The organism is Leifsonia sp. Root227 (genome assembly GCF_001428745.1).
GTDB lineage: Bacteria > Actinomycetota > Actinomycetes > Actinomycetales > Microbacteriaceae > Leifsonia.
The window spans coordinates 35,547-53,207 of record NZ_LMIO01000004.1 but is presented as its reverse complement, the minus strand read 5'-3'; the positions used below and the strand labels follow the sequence as shown (position 1 = coordinate 53,207).

Annotated in this window: 17 protein-coding genes and 1 tRNA gene; 11 read left to right on the top strand and 7 right to left on the bottom strand. The window is 69.3% G+C overall.

The window, feature by feature from the left end:
- Positions 1–10 precede the first annotated feature (10 nt).
- The 5 genes from ASE16_RS14875 to ASE16_RS14855 all read left to right on the top strand — a co-directional run bounded on the left by ASE16_RS14875 (position 11) and on the right by ASE16_RS14855 (position 4,524).
- On the top strand, positions 11–481 hold the full coding sequence (locus ASE16_RS14875) for a GbsR/MarR family transcriptional regulator (protein ID WP_055896752.1): 471 nt from the start codon (positions 11–13) through the stop codon (positions 479–481).
- Between the two features lie 228 nt (positions 482–709).
- The gene (locus ASE16_RS14870) at positions 710–949 is read left to right on the top strand and encodes a hypothetical protein (RefSeq protein WP_055896749.1); all 240 of its coding nucleotides are present in this window, start codon (positions 710–712) and stop codon (positions 947–949) included.
- Between the two features lie 122 nt (positions 950–1,071).
- Positions 1,072–1,479, top strand: coding sequence for a hypothetical protein (locus ASE16_RS14865; RefSeq protein ID WP_055896746.1), 408 nt, complete (start codon positions 1,072–1,074; stop codon positions 1,477–1,479).
- Positions 1,480–1,488: 9 nt separating this feature from the next.
- Positions 1,489–3,459 carry a M13 family metallopeptidase gene (locus ASE16_RS14860; protein WP_055896743.1) on the top strand — a complete coding sequence of 657 codons (1,971 nt, stop codon included), beginning with the start codon at positions 1,489–1,491 and terminating at the stop codon, positions 3,457–3,459.
- A 156-nt stretch (positions 3,460–3,615) separates the two neighbouring features.
- The gene (locus ASE16_RS14855) at positions 3,616–4,524 is read left to right on the top strand and encodes a serine hydrolase (RefSeq protein WP_055896740.1); all 909 of its coding nucleotides are present in this window, start codon (positions 3,616–3,618) and stop codon (positions 4,522–4,524) included.
- Positions 4,525–4,527: 3 nt separating this feature from the next.
- Here ASE16_RS14855 and ASE16_RS14850 read toward each other — a convergent pair whose 3' ends face one another.
- Genes ASE16_RS14850 through ASE16_RS14840 form a run of 3 tightly spaced genes read right to left on the bottom strand, consistent with a single transcriptional unit; the run spans position 4,528 to position 9,469 of the window.
- Positions 4,528–5,589 carry an NAD-dependent epimerase/dehydratase family protein gene (locus ASE16_RS14850; protein ID WP_055896737.1) on the bottom strand — a complete coding sequence of 354 codons (1,062 nt, stop codon included), beginning with the start codon at positions 5,587–5,589 and terminating at the stop codon, positions 4,528–4,530.
- Positions 5,590–5,609: 20 nt separating this feature from the next.
- On the bottom strand, positions 5,610–8,171 hold the full coding sequence (locus tag ASE16_RS14845) for a DUF2156 domain-containing protein (protein WP_055898795.1): 2,562 nt from the start codon (positions 8,169–8,171) through the stop codon (positions 5,610–5,612).
- 11 nt (positions 8,172–8,182) lie between these two features.
- A complete protein-coding gene (locus tag ASE16_RS14840; RefSeq protein ID WP_055896734.1) occupies positions 8,183–9,469 on the bottom strand; it encodes an alpha/beta hydrolase in 1,287 nt (428 codons plus the stop codon).
- A 105-nt stretch (positions 9,470–9,574) separates the two neighbouring features.
- Between ASE16_RS14840 and ASE16_RS14835 the strand changes: the two genes are divergently transcribed.
- A complete protein-coding gene (locus ASE16_RS14835; RefSeq protein ID WP_055896731.1) occupies positions 9,575–10,219 on the top strand; it encodes a trimeric intracellular cation channel family protein in 645 nt (214 codons plus the stop codon).
- 57 nt (positions 10,220–10,276) lie between these two features.
- On the opposite strand, the gene ASE16_RS19805 is transcribed toward ASE16_RS14835, so the two are convergent.
- The 4 genes from ASE16_RS19805 to ASE16_RS14820 all read right to left on the bottom strand — a co-directional run bounded on the left by ASE16_RS19805 (position 10,277) and on the right by ASE16_RS14820 (position 13,849).
- Positions 10,277–10,351 (bottom strand) — tRNA-Gly (locus tag ASE16_RS19805).
- A 67-nt stretch (positions 10,352–10,418) separates the two neighbouring features.
- Positions 10,419–11,807 carry a glycine--tRNA ligase gene (locus tag ASE16_RS14830; protein WP_055896728.1) on the bottom strand — a complete coding sequence of 463 codons (1,389 nt, stop codon included), beginning with the start codon at positions 11,805–11,807 and terminating at the stop codon, positions 10,419–10,421.
- Positions 11,808–11,915: 108 nt separating this feature from the next.
- On the bottom strand, positions 11,916–12,524 hold the full coding sequence (locus ASE16_RS14825; protein ID WP_055896726.1) for a GNAT family N-acetyltransferase: 609 nt from the start codon (positions 12,522–12,524) through the stop codon (positions 11,916–11,918).
- A 23-nt stretch (positions 12,525–12,547) separates the two neighbouring features.
- Positions 12,548–13,849: a glutamyl-tRNA reductase gene (locus ASE16_RS14820; protein WP_055896723.1), complete on the bottom strand. Its 1,302-nt coding sequence runs from the start codon at positions 13,847–13,849 to the stop codon at positions 12,548–12,550.
- A 98-nt stretch (positions 13,850–13,947) separates the two neighbouring features.
- On the opposite strand from ASE16_RS14820, the gene hemE reads away from it, so the two are divergent.
- The 5 genes from hemE to ASE16_RS14795 are packed head-to-tail and all read left to right on the top strand — an operon-like array spanning position 13,948 to position 17,653.
- The gene (gene hemE / locus ASE16_RS14815) at positions 13,948–15,072 is read left to right on the top strand and encodes a uroporphyrinogen decarboxylase (RefSeq protein WP_055896720.1); all 1,125 of its coding nucleotides are present in this window, start codon (positions 13,948–13,950) and stop codon (positions 15,070–15,072) included.
- Entirely contained in the window at positions 15,069–16,670 is a 1,602-nt protein-coding gene (locus ASE16_RS14810) for a protoporphyrinogen/coproporphyrinogen oxidase (RefSeq protein WP_055896716.1), read from the top strand. The genes hemE and ASE16_RS14810 overlap by 4 nt, the downstream gene beginning before the upstream one ends.
- 15 nt (positions 16,671–16,685) lie before the next feature.
- Positions 16,686–17,012 carry a hypothetical protein gene (locus ASE16_RS14805; RefSeq protein WP_055896713.1) on the top strand — a complete coding sequence of 109 codons (327 nt, stop codon included), beginning with the start codon at positions 16,686–16,688 and terminating at the stop codon, positions 17,010–17,012.
- A gap of 25 nt (positions 17,013–17,037) precedes the next feature.
- Entirely contained in the window at positions 17,038–17,448 is a 411-nt protein-coding gene (locus ASE16_RS14800) for a phage holin family protein (protein ID WP_055896709.1), read from the top strand.
- Positions 17,438–17,653, top strand: a complete 216-nt coding sequence (locus ASE16_RS14795; protein WP_055896706.1) for a DUF3618 domain-containing protein — start codon at positions 17,438–17,440, stop codon at positions 17,651–17,653. Before ASE16_RS14800 ends, ASE16_RS14795 begins: the two co-directional genes overlap by 11 nt.
- Positions 17,654–17,661 lie beyond the last annotated feature (8 nt).

The following is a 17,661-nucleotide window of genomic DNA, read 5'->3' as shown; positions in this document are numbered from 1 at the left end:
GGATAGGCCGGTGGCGAAAGACGAGCGGGCACTGAACGATGTGCTCGAGCACGCCGCCGCCGTCCTCACCTCCGCCGGCTTCCCGAAGATGCCCGCCAGGGTCCTGATGGCCCTCACCGTCACCGAGCAGCAGGGGATGACCGCCGCCGAGCTCGCCGACCGCCTCTCCGCGAGCCCGGCCGGCATCTCCGGAGCAGTCCGCTACCTGCAGACCATCGGCATCGTCCGCCGCGTCTCCCAGTCGGCGAGCCGGCGCGACCGCTACGAACTGCCGAGCGACTGGTACGCCTCCATGACGAGGCAGTCCCCGATCTACGCCGTGCTCGCCGCCCAGGCCGACGCCGGCATCGCCGCCGTCGACGACCCTGACTCGCTGGCGACAGAGCGCCTGCGCGACATGGCTGGCTTCTACCGCTTCCTCGAGAAGCGCCTGCCAGAGCTGCTGGACGAGTGGGAACAGATCCGCGCGGCCCGCTCCTGACCGACTCCCAGCCGCATCCGCTACACTGGATGCGGAACACACCGTTTCGTTCGGCTTGACGCCCCTCTCATCGTCGCCGCGAAACCGGGCCGAACCAGCCCGTTCCCACCGCGGACCACCTGTCCGCCACCGCCCATCGCGAGGCCGCTCATCCCGAGCACCGGTCGCGAACGTCACACGTCGACGCGTGACGGCGGATCAACCACACGCTTTGAAAGAAGTACCGCAATGATGAACACAGCAACTCTCGGAATCCGTTTCGATTCCCTCGACCCCATCGCCGAAGCCTGGACCCCGTCCGAGCTCGACACGCTGCCGGCCGGCAGCCGCATCCTCGCCCCGTACCCGGAGCACGACGGCCGCGGCGACATCCTCGTCCGCCACAACGACGGCCTCTGGCACCGCGACCTGTTCGCGCCCATCCCGTCCGACGCCCTCGTCGCCTTCCCCATCCGCATCCTCGGCTGAGCCACGAGACACCAGTGACTGCGCCGCCGCCCGGCGCGTCGGCGACAGATACTGGTATCTCGCCGGGGGCCACGCGCGTCGCAGGGCGGCGAGACCCGCCAGGGTGGGATGCTGAAAGCACCATGCGTTTCACCACACCAGTACAGAAGACGCTCGTCGTCGTCGTGCTGCTCGCCGTCAACGCCGGGCTGGCGCTGCTGCTCAACGCGCTGCGCTGGGAGCCGGGCTCCATCGCGCTGTCGATCCTGCAGCTCGCCGGGTGGTATCTCGCCAGCCGGCTCTTCCGCGGACCGGGCGAGCCGGTCGCCGCTGCGCGGCCGTGGTGGCGGATGACGTCGCGCCCGCTGCTCAGCGGCGTGCTCGGTGCAGGCTACCTGCTCATGGCGCTCGTCAACACCGTGCTGTCGATGGTCGGCTACGGCAGCGCATCCGGCACCGTCTCCGTGCTGGTCGAGCTGGTGCTCGCCGCCCTGTTCCTCACCACGTTCGTCAGACTCAGGGCTCTCGGCACCGCACCGCGAACCCCGTAGGCTGGCGGAATGACCCTGACTTCCGGCATCGAAACCTCCGAACTCGATCCCGCCGTCCGGCCGCAGGACGACCTGTTCCGGCACGTGAACGGCAAGTGGATCGACCGCACCGAGATCCCTGGCGACAAGGCGCGCTGGGGCTCCTTCATGATTTTGGCGGAGGAGGCCGAAGCGGCCGTCCGCGAGATCATCGAGGCAGCCCAGAATGCGCAGGAGGGCACAGAGGAACGCAAGTTCGGCGACCTGTTCGCGAGCTTCATGGACGAGGACCGCATCGAGGCCCTCGGCGTCACGCCGATCGAGAGCCAGCTCGCGTTCGCGAGCGCCGCCGACAGCATCCCGAGCCTGCTGGAGACCATCGGCAAACTGGAGCGCCACGGCCTCGCCGGGTTCTACCAGCTCTTCGTCGACAACGACCCAGGCAACCCGGAGCGCTACCTCGTCTTCGTGGAACAGTCGGGCATCTCGCTGCCTGACGAATCGTACTTCCGCGAGGAGACCTTCGCCCCGATCCGCGAGGCGTTCGTCGCGCACATCCAGCGGATGTTCGAGCTCGCCGGGTTCCAGGACGCACCGGAGCGCGCCCAGCGCGTCTTCGACCTGGAGACGCAGATCGCCGCGCAGCACTGGGACAACGTGAAGTCTCGCGACTCCGAGAAGACCTACAACCTGTTCGACTGGGCGGACGCGGAGGCGCTGTTCGCCGGCGACGCTAAAGACGGCGCGGACCTCGGCATCTGGCAGAAGGCGCTCGGCGCACCGGACGGCGCCCTCGCCGAGGTCGTGCTGCGGCAGCCGTCGTTCACCTCCGGTCTCGCCGGTCTCCTCACCGAGGATCGCCTCGAGGCTTGGAAGGACTGGCTGGCCTGGCAGATCATCCACGGTGCGGCCCCGTACCTGTCCGGTGACTTCGTCGAGGCCAACTTCGACTTCTACGGTCGCACGCTCACCGGCACGCCGCAGATGCGCGCCAGGTGGAAGCGCGGCGTCTCCCTGGTGGAGGGCGCGATGGGCGAGGCCGTCGGCCGCATCTACGTCGAGAAGCACTTCCCTCCCACGGCCAAGCAGGCGATGGATGCGCTGGTCGGCAACCTCATCGAGGCGTACCGGCAGAGCATCCAGACCCTCGAGTGGATGGGCGAGGACACCCGCGACCGCGCCCTCGACAAGCTGGAGAAGTTCACCCCGAAGATCGGCTACCCGGTCAAGTGGCGCGACTACTCCGCGCTGGCGGTCGACCCGACCGACCTGCTCGCCAACGTGCGCGCCACGAGCCTGTTCGAGTTCAACCGCGAGCTGGGCAAGATCGGCAAGCCGCTGGACCGCGACGAGTGGTTCATGACGCCGCAGACCATCAACGCGTACTACAACCCCGGCTTCAACGAGATCGTGTTCCCCGCGGCCATCCTGCAGTTCCCGTTCTTCGACGAGACACGGGATGCGGCGGCCAACTACGGCGCGATCGGCGCGGTCATCGGGCACGAGATCGGCCACGGCTTCGACGACCAGGGATCCAAGTTCGACGGGGACGGCCGCCTGCAGGACTGGTGGACCGCCGCCGACCGCGCGGCGTTCGAGGAGCGCACCAGCAGCCTGATCGAGCAGTACAACGCTCTGGCTCCCGCGCAGGTTCCCGACCACCACGTCAACGGCGCTCTCACCATCGGCGAGAACATCGGCGACCTCGGCGGTCTCGGCATCGCCTGGAAGGCGTACCTGCTGTCGCTGAACGGCGAGGAGCCTCCCGTGATCGACGGCCTCACCGGCGCTGAGCGGTTCTTCCTGTCCTGGGCGCAGGCCTGGCAGCAGAAGGGCCGCGACGAGGAGGTCATCCGCCTGCTGGCGATCGACCCGCACTCGCCGAACGAGTTCCGCTGCAACCAGATCGTCCGCAACATCGACGGCTTCTACGACACGTTCGGCGTGTCGGAGGGCGACGCCCTGTGGCTCGCGCCCGAGCAGCGCGTCACCATCTGGTAGCCAAGGCACGGTCCCCGCGGAGAGGGTGCGCGACGCTCCTCTCCGCGGGGTAACATCGAGCGTGTTGTGCCCGGGGCGACCCACCCGTCGGCACGCGCGCGGCCCCGGAGGACCGCACCCGAAACACCCGACTCGGACGAAGGACCACCCATCCCCGTGACGATCCAGACCCAGGATTCCGAACGCCGCAGCAGGCACGCTTCGTCTCGTCGTGGACGCCATCGGGGAGCAAGCGCCCCGGAGGATTTCAGTCGCGGTTTCGCCGTCCTCGGCCAGCTCGCGCTCGGCGGCGTGCAGGTGTCTGCGCGTGCGACCGACCTGACCACGGGTGCTGTGCTGTTCTCCGTCGACGACCACGTGGTGATGCCGACGGCCAGCATCGGCAAGGTCCTCCTCCTGGTGGAGGTCGCCGCCCGCTTGCAGTCCGGCGAACTGAGCCCGCTCGCGCTCCTCGACCGTTCCCCTCAGGATGCGGTCGGCAGCTCCGGCATCTGGCAGCACCTCGCCGTCCCCGCGCTCCCCGTGGCCGACCTCGCCGCGCTGGTCGGCGCGACCAGCGACAACCTGGCCACCAACGTCCTGCTCCGCCGCGTCGGCCTGGAGGCCGTCAGCGCCCGCACGGAGGCCCTCGGCCTCACCCGCACAGCGCTGCTCGACCTGGTGCGCGACCACCGCGGCCCCGACGACGCCCCGCAGCTCTCCGTCGGCAGCGCCAACGAGCTCACCTGGCTGTTCTCCGCTCTCGCCCGCGGCGAGATCGTCGACGCTCAGACAAGCCAGCGCGTGATCTCCTGGCTGTCCCTGAACAGCGACTTCTCCCTGGTCTCCAGCGCGTTCGGCCTCGACCCGCACGCGCACCGCAACGCCGAGCACGGCATCCTGCTGGTCAACAAGACCGGCGTCGACCGCGGCGTCCGAAGCGAGGTCGGCGTGCTCCGCGGCCCACGTGCCGGTGTCACATACGCGGTCTCGATGTACTTCGACGACGCGAGCCTCGCCGCCCGCCTCTCCGTCATCGACGGGATGCGCACGGTCGGCGCCGACCTGCTGGAGTACGTGTTCTAGCGGCTACCGCCCCGCCACATACGCATCCTCCGCCGCATAGTCGAACCACCCGTCCGCCGTCGCCCGCTCGGCGAGCGTCGGGAACACCCTCTCCCAGCCTTCGTCGCGGCGTTCGGCGGCGTGCGCCTCGCGCACCGCCCAGTCGATCGCCGCCCGAACGGAGTCGGCGTACGTCACCGGCGCCCGATAACCGAGGTCCACGGTCGCGCGCGCCATGCTGAGGACCAGTGGATGCGCGACCGTCCACGGCGTCGAGCCCAGGCCGTCAACGGGCGGGCCCGGGAAGGTGACGATCTCCACCTCCCTGTCGAGCGCGTCGAACACCGTCGCTGCGATCTCCGCCACGCTCAGGTTGTCGTCGTCGACCGCGTTCAGAACGCGCGGGCCTGGCTGCTCTGCGCACAGGGCGACGAGCTCGGCGATGTTCACCGTTGACGATGTGCTGAACCGGTTGGCCCCGTCGTCGGAGAGCACGACGACCTCGCGGCGGTCCAGCGCCCGCTTGATGAAGAACCATTCGCGCAGCGCCGGGCTGAACGGGCCGTGGATCGCGCCTGGCCGCAGGATGCTCACCGGCAGGTCGGCCGTGGCGAGCAGGCGTCGCTCCATCGCCGCCTTGAGCGGGGAGTATGTGCGTTTGCGGTTGTCGACGGTGGGATCGTCCTCGCGGAGCGGGATCGGGTAGTCGGGGAAGTCGTCCGGCCCCGTCACGATGTCGAGGTAGCCGCCGTTGCGGCCGGTGTACACCGAGCCGGTCGAGATGACGACGAGGGAGCCGACGTCGCCGGCGAGGCGGGCGAGCTGGTCGGCGTGCTTCGGCTCGTACGCGACGGTATCGAGCACGAGATCGTGGCCGCGCGCCTTGGCGAGGAGCGCATCCGTGTCGTCGCGGTCGAGGCGGATGGTGGTGACGTCGAGGTCGGCGAGCGCCGCATCCCCCGAGTGCGTGCCGCGGTGGGCGACGAGAACCGACCAGCCGTCGGCGGCGAGGCGGCGGGCGGCGGCGGCGCCGATCTGCCCAGTGCCTCCGATGATCATGGCGGTGCGGGTGGTGTCGGCCTGCATGGCACCAACCTACGCCAGCCTCACTTCATCAGCGTCCTGGCGAGTGCGAGGTATTCGCGCGCGTGCGCATCCGGCAGATATGCCTTGCCGATCGCGCTCCCGATCGCAGGCAGCGCGACAGGGTCGGGGTACGCCATGTAGATCGTCTCGTACGTCGGGTTGAACTTGCTCTTGAACTTGAACAGGGAGGCGAAGCCGTACGCGGGCTCCAGGGTGCGGCCGAGGAACCCGAGCAGGCGGTCCATCGTGGTCGGGTCGGCGGGGGGTGCGCCGTCCGAGACCGGCTTCGTGGCGAGCGGAGCCCCGGACAGGCTCAGCACCTCGACCCCTTCGCCCTGCATCCGGAGGGCGGCGGACGCGATGATGAACTCCATGATGCCCGGGATGGATGCGTCGCCTCTGCGCATGAAGTCGATCGTGTAGCCCACCACCTTCCCGTCGCGGTAGCTGGGCAGCCAGCTCGTGATCGCCTGCAGCCCCCCGTCGGGGTCGAGCGCCAGGTAGAGCGCCACATCCGGGTCCTTCAGCTCGGCGAGGGCGCCGAGGGTGAAGCCCATCTCCGGCAGCTCCTTCTCAGATACCCACTGCTCGCTCATCGCCGTGATCTGGGTGGCGAGGATCGGCGGCAGATCGTCCCAGGTGGTCCAGAGCGTGGAGATGTTCTCCTTGATCCCGCGGTTGTGCGCCTGCCGCACCTTCTGCCACGGCTTGCCGGCCATGTCGAAGGTCTGTGGGTGCATCAGCGTCTCCTCGCCGACGGACATGTACTGCCAGCCGAGGGCGTCGAACACCGGCAGGTACTCGCCGTGCACGCTGTAGAACACCGGCACCCAGCTGTTGGCGTCGCAGAACGAGACGAACTCGGCGATCGTCCGCTCCGCGCGTTCCGGCGAGCAGACCGGGTCGGAGAGGGTGATCGCGATGCCGTTGATGACCCGGTATGCGACGGCGGCGTCCCTGTCCTCGCTGAACCAGTAGACGTTGCCTGGCCAGGTGCCCATGAAGCCGAGCGTCCCGCCTCCGCCGCGCTTCAGCAGCTCGCGGAAGTGCAGCTCGTCGCCGACCGTGCGGCCGGTTGCCGTCGCCCGGTACAGCTGCAGCGTAGCGAGCACGAACACGGCCCAGAACACCGGACCGACCCACTGGTACAGGATGCTGACGAACGGCACTGTGGGCACGATCACGGTCCCGGTGATCGACTCGAACCCGGAGGGCACGAACCGGCGCAGGGTCGACGCGAACACGTCCCCGATGGTGGCGTCCGGCACGAACTCCGTGAGCGACGCCAGGCCGGCGATCAGGTAGGCGACGGCCAGGATCACGAACGCGCTCACGATGATGATCGCGAAGCGGACGATGGCGGCGCGCGGCGCCCGGATCTGGAACTGCCGCCTGGTGATCAGCAGTAGGACGATCGAGGCCACGGGCACGACGAACGCGGCGAGCACCCAGAACAGCAGCTCGATCGCGGGCGCGAGGTCTTTGATGTCGTTGGCGTCGATCGTCAGGTTGCCGCCCGGGAGCGCCGTGAACGGCAGAACGATCATCGCGACGTTGACCACGATGCCCAGGATGAGGGCGAACCTGCGCCCCCGTCGCAGCCCGATCGCGGTCACGATCAACAGCACCAGCGGCAGGAAGCTGAGCAGCAGAGGACCGACGCCGTCGACCGAGACGAGGGCGAGGTCGAGGCGGCAGTTGGCGGTGAAGTTCTTGTCGCACTGGTCGAGCACGGTCTGCGTCGCCACCTGCTGGTGCTCGAACAGCGCGCTGATGAACGAGAACGGGCCGAGCCCGCCGGGCGGCAGCAGGGCGACCAGGGGGCCGAACGCCGTGATGGCGATGAGCGCGGCGACCAGGTTCCTGGTCTCCGCGTGTGAGCTGCGCCGGATGCGCTTCATCGAGCCGGGCCGGAGGATCGTGCCGAGCGCCAGCCCGAGCAGCGCCGCGATCAGGCGGTAGACGTTGTTCTGGTCGCCGTTGTAGAGCACGAACATCATCACGACAGCGAAGGTCAGCAGCCGGATGCGCCGCCGCCACAGGGCCGAGGCGAACGCGCTCGCCGTGATCAGCGCCCCGATGATCCCGATGGTGGGGTCGAGCGTGAAGTCGAACTCGGTGCTCGTTGCCCAGATCTCCCCGATGGATGCGGCCGCCCACTGCCCGAGGACACCGATCGTGATCCCGACCACCCCGGTCACCAGGAACGCGATCACCGCGCGCAGCGTCCCGATCAGGCGTTCGGAGGCCGCGAACAGGGTGAGAGCGAGGATGACCACGACGATGAGCTGCGCTGGATCCTCCGGCACGAACAGAGCCGTGAAGGGCGTCCACCAGAAGCCGGCCTGGATCGTGGAGGTGACGCCGGCGGCCCACACCAGCGAGTCGCCGCCGATCGTCGCCGGCATCCACATCGTGCTGGTGAGAATCGAGGTGACGAGCACGATGACCACGAGGGCGATGCTCGCCGGTGCGACGCGTGCGTACCGGCCGACCGCCACCCAGAACGGCGCAGGCGGCTTGCGCTCGGCAGGGGTCGGCGCATCCGGAGCCGTCTGCCGCTGTGTGTCGGTGGTGCTCATCGTCTCCTCCGTCACGGTCTGCTCAACCCGAGGACAGGGTAGAGGATCTGGAAGTCTTTCGTCAGGCCGCCGTTGAGCGCATCCACCACGTGGCCTGCGCCGGGGACGACGTAGTACGTGGTCTTCATGCCGGCGGCTTCGGCCGCCTTGGCGTTGCGCTCGACGCCTGGCACGAAGGTCGGGTCGTTGCCGCCGACCGTGAACACCGCCGTCATCGACGAGTACCGTCCAGGGTTGGCCGCGAGGATCGAGGTGGGCTTCGCCGCGTCGAACGCCGCGGTGCTGCCGCCGAACACCTGCGCGATCGTCTGCTTCTGGATCTCGACGCCTGGATACTCGTCCCCGGAGACGACGAGCAGGTTCCCGTACTGGTCGGGATGCTCTGCCGCGTACTTGAACGCGCACGCCCCGCCGTTGGAGTAGCCGCCGATGGTCCAGGATGCGGGGGACTGAAGCACGTTGAGGTGCGTCCTGATCCACGCGGGGACGTCTTTGGTGATGTACGTCTCCGCCGCGCCGAACGTGCTGGAGTCTGCGCAGGCCGGGTCGCCCTTCGTGCCGATCTGGTCGGCGACGACCACGATCGGCGCCAGCCCCTGGTGCTGGGCGGCGAACTGATCGAGCACGCCGCCGATGTACTCGGGGTCCGGGTTGCCCGGGTATCCCATCATGAAGATCACGACGGGCAGCCGCGGCGGGTTGTTCACCAGGGCCGCCGGCGGCAGGTAGATGCCGGCCGGGCGGGCGTCGAACCCGCTGGACGGGATCACCTGGGTGCCCTGCTTGCCGGTCTTCGGCATGTCGGCCGGCGGCTTCCAGGTCTCGTAGAGCGGACGTGTCGGGTCGGGAGACGCCGTGTTGACGGGGTGGTCGATGTCGATCTTCTTGGCCGTGCTGATGCCGAACAGCGACCCAAGCGTCGGATCCAGCCCGTAGTACGCGTTGACGCCGAGCGTGCCGGTGATGGCGAAGATCACGATGCCGATCAGGGCGAGCACCTTCCTCCACCAGTGCGACGCCCACAGATTCACGAGGGCCAGCCCGAGGGCGGCGAACGTCCCCATCAGCCAGAACGCCACCTGCCGGGGCAGCGGCGTGCCGAACACGTCGAGCGCGTTGACCACGAGGAACAGGCCGACGGCGACGACCGCGCCCCCGAGCATCCCGATCAGGGCGGTCAGAATCCACCGCGTCGTCGGCCTGCGGATGAGCAGGTAGAGGAAGAAGGCCGCACTGGCCACCAGGAAGGTCCAGTAGACCGGCCCGTCGATGATGCGTATCCCCCACAGGAGGTCCATCGCGTCTCCCCGTGCTCCCTGTGCGTCTCCTCAGGCGCGTGGCACCACCCTAGCGGCCGAGCCGGAAATGCAGGTATTGATTCGGGCATCTGCTAGACCAGAGCCATGCAGGCCGCAGCCACCGCATCCCGCCGCAGGACAGGCTCCGTGCTGTTCGACGCCGTGGACATCGCCGCGACCGGTCTCTTCGCGATCGAGGGGGCGACAGCGGGGGCGGCGGCCGGACTCGACCTCCTCGGCGTGCTCGTGGTCGGCTTCTCCACGGCGCTCGTCGGTGGGGTCATCCGCGACCTGCTGCTGGGGGATGCGCCACCTGCCGCCCTCCGCTCGCCGGTGCGCATCATCGTGGCGCTCGCCGGATCGGTGCTGGCGTTCGTGCTCGCGGCGGGGTCCGTCGACATCCCGGCTGCCGTCCTCACGACACTGGATGCGGCGGCGCTCGCGCTCTTCGCCGTGACCGGCGCCGACAAGGCGCTGCGGAACGGCTCCAACCTGTGGGTGGTGGTGATGCTCGGCACGATCACCGGTGTCGGCGGCGGCGTGGTCAGGGATGTGCTGCTCAACCGGGTGCCGTTCGTGCTGACGTCGAGCGTCTACGCGACAGCGGCGGCGGCCGGCGCCCTCGTGTTCGGGCTGCTCGGGCGGGCGAGGGTGCCGGCGCTCGCCGCGATGACCGCGGGGTTCGCTGTGTGCTTCGTGCTGCGCATCCTGGCCGTCGTGTTCGGATGGCAGCTTCCGCACCTCGGCTGACGCGCGCGACCCTGCACGAAAAACCCGCCGTGGCGTGAGCCGCGGCGGGGAAGAGGGTGGAGCGAGTGGCAGGAGTTGAACACTGCATCGCCGACCGGGAAGGCCGGCATCCTAACGTTGGAAGACGCTCGCATGTGCTGTTGTGGGGACGACCATAGCAACGGCCGTCCCCACAGCGCAAGCGTTAATACTGCGCGCTCTAGATCTCTTTGAGGCGCTTCGCCAGGTACTCGTCGAGCTGGTCGATCGGGATGCGCTCCTGCTGCATCGTGTCGCGGTCGCGAACCGTCACGGCGTTGTCCTCGAGCGAGTCGAAGTCGACCGTGACGCAGAGCGGCGTGCCGATCTCGTCCTGGCGGCGGTAGCGGCGGCCGATCGCACCGGAGTCGTCGAAGTCCACGTTGCGGCGCTTGCGCAGGTGGTCGGCGAGCGAGCGGGCAAGCGGCGACAGGGCCTCGTTGCGCGAGAGCGGGAGCACGGCGACCTTGACGGGCGCGAGGCGCGGGTCGAGGCGCAGGACCGTGCGCTTGTCGGTCTTGCCCTTGGCGTTCGGCACCTCCTCCTCGTCGTACGCGTCGACCAGGAACGCCATGAGAGCGCGGGTGAGACCGAACGACGGTTCGATCACGAACGGAACGTAGCGCTCGTTCTTGTTCTGGTCGAAGTAGCTCAGGTCTTTGCCCGAGTTCTCGATGTGCGTCTTGAGGTCGTAGTCGGTGCGGTTGGCGACGCCCATCAGCTCGCCCCACTCGCTTCCGGTGAAGTTGAACTTGTACTCGATGTCGACCGTGCGCTTCGAGTAGTGCGCCAGCTTGTCCTTGGGGTGCTCGAACCAGCGGATGTTCTCCGGCGTCATGCCGAGATCGATGAACCAGTTCCAGCAGAGGTCCATCCAGGTCTGCTGCCACTCCTCGTCCGTGCCGGGCTCGACGAAGAACTCGATCTCCATCTGCTCGAACTCGCGGGTGCGGAAGATGAAGTTTCCCGGCGTGATCTCGTTGCGGAACGCCTTGCCGATCTGGCCGATGCCGAACGGCGGCTTCTTGCGCGCGGTCTGCAGCACGGCGGCGAAGTCGGTGAAGATGCCCTGCGCCGTCTCCGGGCGGAGGTAGTGCACACCGGACTCGTCGTCGACGACGCCGAGGTAGGTCTTCATCAGGCCGGAGAACTGGCGGATCTCGGTCCACTGACCGATCTTGTCCGGGTGGTCGGGGTCGGCGATGTCGGCGAGTCCGTTCACGGGCGGGTGGCCGTGCTCGGCCTCGTACGCCTCGAACAGGTGGTCGGCGCGGTAGCGCTTGTGGGTGATGAGCGACTCGGTGAGCGGATCGCTGAACACCTTGACGTGGCCGGAGGCCTCCCACACGGCGGTCGGCAGGATGACAGCGGAGTCGAGGCCGACCATGTCGCCGCGGCCGCGCACGAAGGTGTTCCACCACTCGCGCTTGATGTTCTCCTTGAGCTCGACGCCGAGGGGCCCGTAGTCCCACGCGGAGCGGGTTCCGCCGTAGATGTCGCCGGAGGGGAACACGAAGCCGCGGTGCTGCGCCAGCGTGATTACCGAATCGAGTCGTGACTGTTCAGCCAATGGTGCTCCCTGTGTCCTGCGAGTTGTGGGGTGTTCCGGGACGCTGCCCGCCCCACAATCCTACCGACCAAGCCCAGGATGCACCGATGGATGCGCGGCCGGATGCGCTCAGCGCGCCCGGTACTCCGAGTCGAGCAGGCCGTAGATGGCCGTGTCGCCCCACTCGCCCTTGAAGATCTCGTTCTCTCTGAGCAGGGCCTCCTGCCGCATCCCGAGTCGTTCGCAGAGCCGCGCGGACGCCTCGTTGCGCGGGTCGAGCTGCGCGAAGACGCGGTGCGCACCCAGCGTGCCGAAGCAGATCTCGAGGACGCGCTCCGCGGCCTCCGTCGCGTATCCGCGGCCGTGCACGGCGGGGTGGAACACCCAGCCGATCTCGACCTGCCCGTGCTCCCTGCTCTTGAGGAAGATGCTCATGTCGCCGACCACGCGGCCGTGGCCGCCCTCCGGGTCCGGCAGTTCGACCGCATAGACGAGCCCGTCGCCGTCCTCGGCCAGATGGTTCATCGCGAGCCGCTTTTTGAGGTGCTTGGCCGACTCCTCGTGGTCGTGCACCTCCCAGTAGAGGTAGCGCACCACGTCTTTGCGCTTCTGATACTCGTGCACATCGTCGAGGTCGCCGGTGTTGAGGGGGCGAAGCAGCAGCCGCTCTGTGCGCAATTCCTCTGCGGCGTACGGCAGCCCTGTCGCGCCGTGGGGGTCGTCAGCCTCGTCGCTCACGTGTCCTCCTGTTCGGTGATGGGTCAGGATGCGGCGCTCTCGTCGCCGACGGCGCGCAGGCGCCGCTCGGCGACGGGCCCGATGTCGAGTCCGTAGAGGGCGTTCGCCGCGTCGACGAACGACTGAGCCTCCCCGGTGCGGGCCAGCTCGCGGGCGCGCACGGACGGGGTGTGCAGCAGCACGCCGGCGAGGTGGCGCAGCGCCGCCTCCGTCTGCTCGCTGGAGTCTCCGCGGCCGCGGGCGCGCTCGATCTCCGCGTCCAGGATGTCGAAGATGTGGCCGCGCAGCGCGACGAGTGCGGGGGTGACGGCCTGCTCGGCCGACTGCGCCGCGAACTCGGCTGCTGCCTCACCGACGATGCTCCGCGCATCCTCTGCTGCGTTGAGCTCTTCGAGGGGCGCGTGCCTGCTGATGGTCTCGAGGTCGAGCAGCTCCGCTCCGTGCAGTTCGGCGACGGCGGGGTCGACGTTGCGGGGGAGGCCGAGGTCGATGATGAGGCGGCGCTCGACCGCCTCGGGGCGCAGCAGCGCCTGCGCGAGCTGCGGCTTGGTGAGGATGGGGTCGGTGGCGATGCTGCAGGTGACGACGAGGTCGCTGGAGGCCAGCGCATCCATCAGGTAGCCGGGCTCGACAGGCTCGATCGCGTGCGAGACGGCGAACTTGGCCGCGCGGCCGGACGGCGAGAACACGCGGACGTTCGTCACGCCGCGGTCGCGCAGGGCGGCGAGGCTGGCTCCCGCGTACGCGCCGGTGCCGACGAGGAGCACGCTGGTCGCGGCCCAGTCGGTCACGCGGCTCTCCGCTAGGTCGAGGGCCAGGCGCACCATCGAGCGCCCTGCCGTGGTGATGCCGGTGCGGTTCTTCACCCCGCGAGAGGTGCGGGACGCGCCCTGGAACAGTCGTTCGAGCTCGCTGGTGACCGTCCCGGATGCGCGCGCGGCCTCGAGCGAGCGGCGGACCTGACCGGCGATCTCACCCTCGCCGACGACGACGGATTCGAGCCCGCTCGACACCGCGAACAGGTGCTCGGCGACGCCGTGGTCGCAGATCACGGTGCTGGACGCGCGCAGCTCGTCCGCGTCGATCCCGGATGCGGCGCTCACCGCCTCGATGACGGTCTCTGCTGACACGGCACGGGCGGCGGGAAGCGGCTCGTCGATGTCGAGGTACGCCTCGAACCGGTTGCAGGTGGCCAGGACGACGGACCCGCTGATGACTTCGCTGTGCTCCGCGAGTGCGGCGGTGACGGCCGGAGCGTTTCGCTCGAGCCGTTCCAGAAGGTCGAAGTCCGCAGTGCGGTGACTCGACGAGAAGCACAGAAGCACGCCAGAGAGCCTACGCTCGCCGCGGCCGAACCTCGAATCGGCGACCGCTCAGGACGGGCGCTCAGGTTGGATTCCCTGCACTTTGGCAGAATCAAGGGGTGAACACCCTCGACCCGTCCCATCCGCTCGCCGCAGGGCGCACCGCATCCAGTCGCCTCGTCCGCGCATATCAGGGCGAGCGGCAGGAGGTGACGCCCGTCTGGTTCATGCGCCAGGCGGGTCGCTCTCTTCCCGAATACCGCGAGCTGCGGGTCGGCACCCGGATGCTCGACGCCTGCCTCGACCCTGCGCTCGCCAGCGAGATCACCCTGCAGCCCGTGCGCCGTCACGGCGTCGACGCCGGCATCTTCTTCAGCGACATCGTCATCCCGCTGCGCCTCGCCGGCGTGGATGTGGACATCGTGCCTGGCAAGGGCCCGGTGCTCGGCAGCCCGGTCCGTACCTCCGCCGATGTCGACAGGCTCACCGCGATCGACCCTGCCTCGCTCGACGCCGAGGTGTTCTCGCCCATCGTCGAGGCCGTGCGCCTCACCATCGCCGAGCTGGGCGACACCCCGTTGATCGGCTTCGCAGGAGCCCCGTTCACCCTCGCGGCCTACCTGGTGGAGGGCGGCCCGTCCAAGGACCACATCCGCGCCCGCACGCTGATGCACGCCGACCCTGCTGCGTGGGCGAAGCTCATGGCGTGGACGGCGGACGTCACCGGCGCGTTCCTCCGCGCCCAGGTGCTCGCCGGCGCGAGCGCCGCCCAGCTCTTCGACTCGTGGGCGGGTTCGCTCTCGCTGCACGATTACACGGAGCACGTCGCTCCCGCTTCCACCAGGGCGCTGTCGCACGTGCGCGACCTCACGTACGAGGCGTCGACTGTGGATGCGGACGGCGGCGAGACGCAGATCCGCAACGTCCCGGTCGTGCACTTCGGCGTCGGCACGGGCGAGCTGCTGAAGGCGATGCACGAGGTCGGGGCCGACGTGGTCGGCGTCGACTACCGCATCCCGCTGGACGAGGCGAGCCGCAGGCTGGGACACGTGGTGCCGATCCAGGGCAACATCGACCCCGCCGTGCTCGACGCACCGTGGGAGGTGCTGGAGGCGCACGTCGTCGACGTGCTGGAGCGCGGCGTCGATGCGCCTGCGCATGTCCTCAACCTCGGCCACGGCGTGCCGCCGGAGACCGACCCCGCCGTGCTCACCCGCCTGGTCGAGTTCGTCCACAGCCGATGAGCGACCTGCCTGGCACAGACAGCAGCGCCGACGAGATCCGTCGCGCCGTCGAGGCGCCCCCGACGCGCGTCGTGGTGATCGGCGGCGGCATGGCCGGACTCGTCGCCGCTCGCGATTGCGCCAGGCCCGGCTTCGCCGTGACGCTGCTCGAAGCCTCCGACGCGTTCGGCGGCTCTGTCGCGTCGCTCGACGTCGGCGGCATCACGGTCGACGCCGGCGCGGAGAGCTTCGCGACGCGCGGGGGGCACGTCGCCGCGCTGATCGACGAGCTCGGACTCACCGAAGACGTCGTCCGGCCGAACCCGGCGGGTGCGTGGGTGCGCTACGGCTCGCGCACGGTGCCGCTGCCGAAGGCCGGGCTGCTCGGCATCCCGAGCTCGCCGCTCGCCACCGACGTCGTGGCGGCGATCGGCTGGGGTGGCGCGCTCCGCGCCTACCTGGACAGGCTCATGCCGGTGCTGACCATCGGCAAGGAGAAGCGCCTCGGCGTCCTCGTGCGCAAGCGCATGGGCCAGAAGGTGCTCGACCGGCTCGTCGCTCCCGTCGCGACCGGCGTGTACTCTGCCCAGCCGGACGACCTGGACGTGGATGTCGTCGCCCCCGGACTCAACACCGCCCTCACCAGGCACGGCTCGCTCTCCGGAGCGGTGGGCGAGTTGCGCGCCAACGCGAAGGCCGGCAGTGCGGTCGGCGGCATCGCGGGCGGGATGTGGCGACTGCCGGCTGCGCTTGCGGACGCCATCGCGGAACACGGCGGCGTGCTCCGCACCGGGGCGCAGGTCGTCGCGGTGGAGCCCTGGACGCCACAGGAGCCCGCCGAGGAGGCCGAGGCGACCCAGGCGATCGGCGCCACCGACGCGGTCGCGGCCACAGTGGATGCGGTCACCGCCTCCGCCCCCGACCCGACGGCCGATCTCCCCGCCCGCTGGACCGTCCGCCTCGCAAGCGGAGAAGAACTCCCGGCCGACGTGGTCATCCTCGCCGCCCCTGCTTCCGCATCTCTCGGCCTCATGGCCACCGCGTCGCCAGACCTGGCGCCGCTCGCCGCTCTCGACTGGCCGCCCGCGTCGAGCGTCGAGCTGGTCACCCTCATCCTCACCGACGAACGTCTCGCAGCGGCGCCGCGCGGCACGGGCGTCCTCGTCTCCGACGCGGAGAGCTCGGACGTCCGCGCGAAGGCCATGACGCACTCGACCGCGAAGTGGGCCTGGCTGGCGGAGGCAGCAGGGCCGGGGAGGCACGTCGTCCGCCTCTCGTACGGCAGAGCGGGAAAGACGTCGGAGACCGCCGACCTCGACGACGACGCGCTGCGCGCCATCGCCGTGGCGGACGCCGCCACCCTCCTGGACATTCCGCTGACGGAATCCGAGGTCGACGCGTTCGCCCGCACGCGCTGGACCAACGCCCTTCCGTACGCCGCCCTCGGCGAGGGCGAGCGAATCGCCCGGGTTCGCGATGCCGCAGCGGAGGTCGAGGGTCTGGAGGTCACCGGCTCCTGGCTGACCGGCACCGGTCTCGCATCCGTGATCCCGGATGCGCGCAGCTCGGCCGAGCGGGCCAGGGGTCTACGCTGGAAGGCACTGACCGAGAACCTTTGACGAACGGGGTGCGCAATGCGCGGAAAGCTTCTCTTCATCGCCGGAGCTGGTGTGGGGTACGTCCTCGGCACGAGGGCCGGCAGGAAGCGCTACGAGCAGATCAAGGCCGCTGCAGCCAAAGTGTGGGAGTCCGACGGCATCCAGAAGCAGGTGAACGCTGTCGAGGACTTCGTCGCCGCCAAGGCAGGCGAGGTGCCTGGCGCCGTGATCGACGGGGCCAAGAAGCTCATCGCGACCGCCAATCAGCGTCGCCAGGAGTCCAAGGCGCCCGTCCCAGCTCCCGCCGCGGATGCAGCGCTGAAAGCAGCGGACGGCTCCGCACCGGACGCAGGTCGGGTTTGAGCGAAGCAGGAGTACGGTGGCGGGTATGACTGACGACGAACGCGCACGCTCGCGATCGCTGTTCGCGCTGATCGCCGACCTGCCGCGGCTGCTCATCGAGCTGCTGAAGGCCGAATTCGCCCATCTGAAGGCGGAGTTCGCGGAGAAGGCCAAATATGCCGGTGTCGGCATAGGCCTGTTCGCTGTGGCAGCCGGCTTCGTCTTCTTCGCGCTCGGCACCCTGGTCGCCGCGGCGGTCCTCGGGCTGGCCGTCGTGCTCCCTGGCTGGCTGGCGGCGCTGATCGTGTTCGTGGCCCTGCTCCTCCTTGCCGGTGTGCTCGCGCTGCTCGGCGTCGCATCGTTCAAGAAGATGAACGGCGTCGCCCCGAGCCAGACGATCGACAGCATCAAGGAGGACACAGAGGCGTTCAAGGGGATGGGCAAGTATGACAACTGACACCAGCGACGTGCAGCGGGCCCGCAACGAGCTCGCAGCGACGCTCGACGCCATCGAGTACAAGCTCAACGTCCCCAAGCGCACCGCGGAACGCGTCGAGCGCCTCCGCACGGACAACCCGCTCGCGCTGATCGGCATCGCCGTGGCGGCCGCCGCTGCGGTCGCCGGAGTGGTCTGGCTGATCGTCCGCTCCGTCTCGAAGTGAGCTGCCGA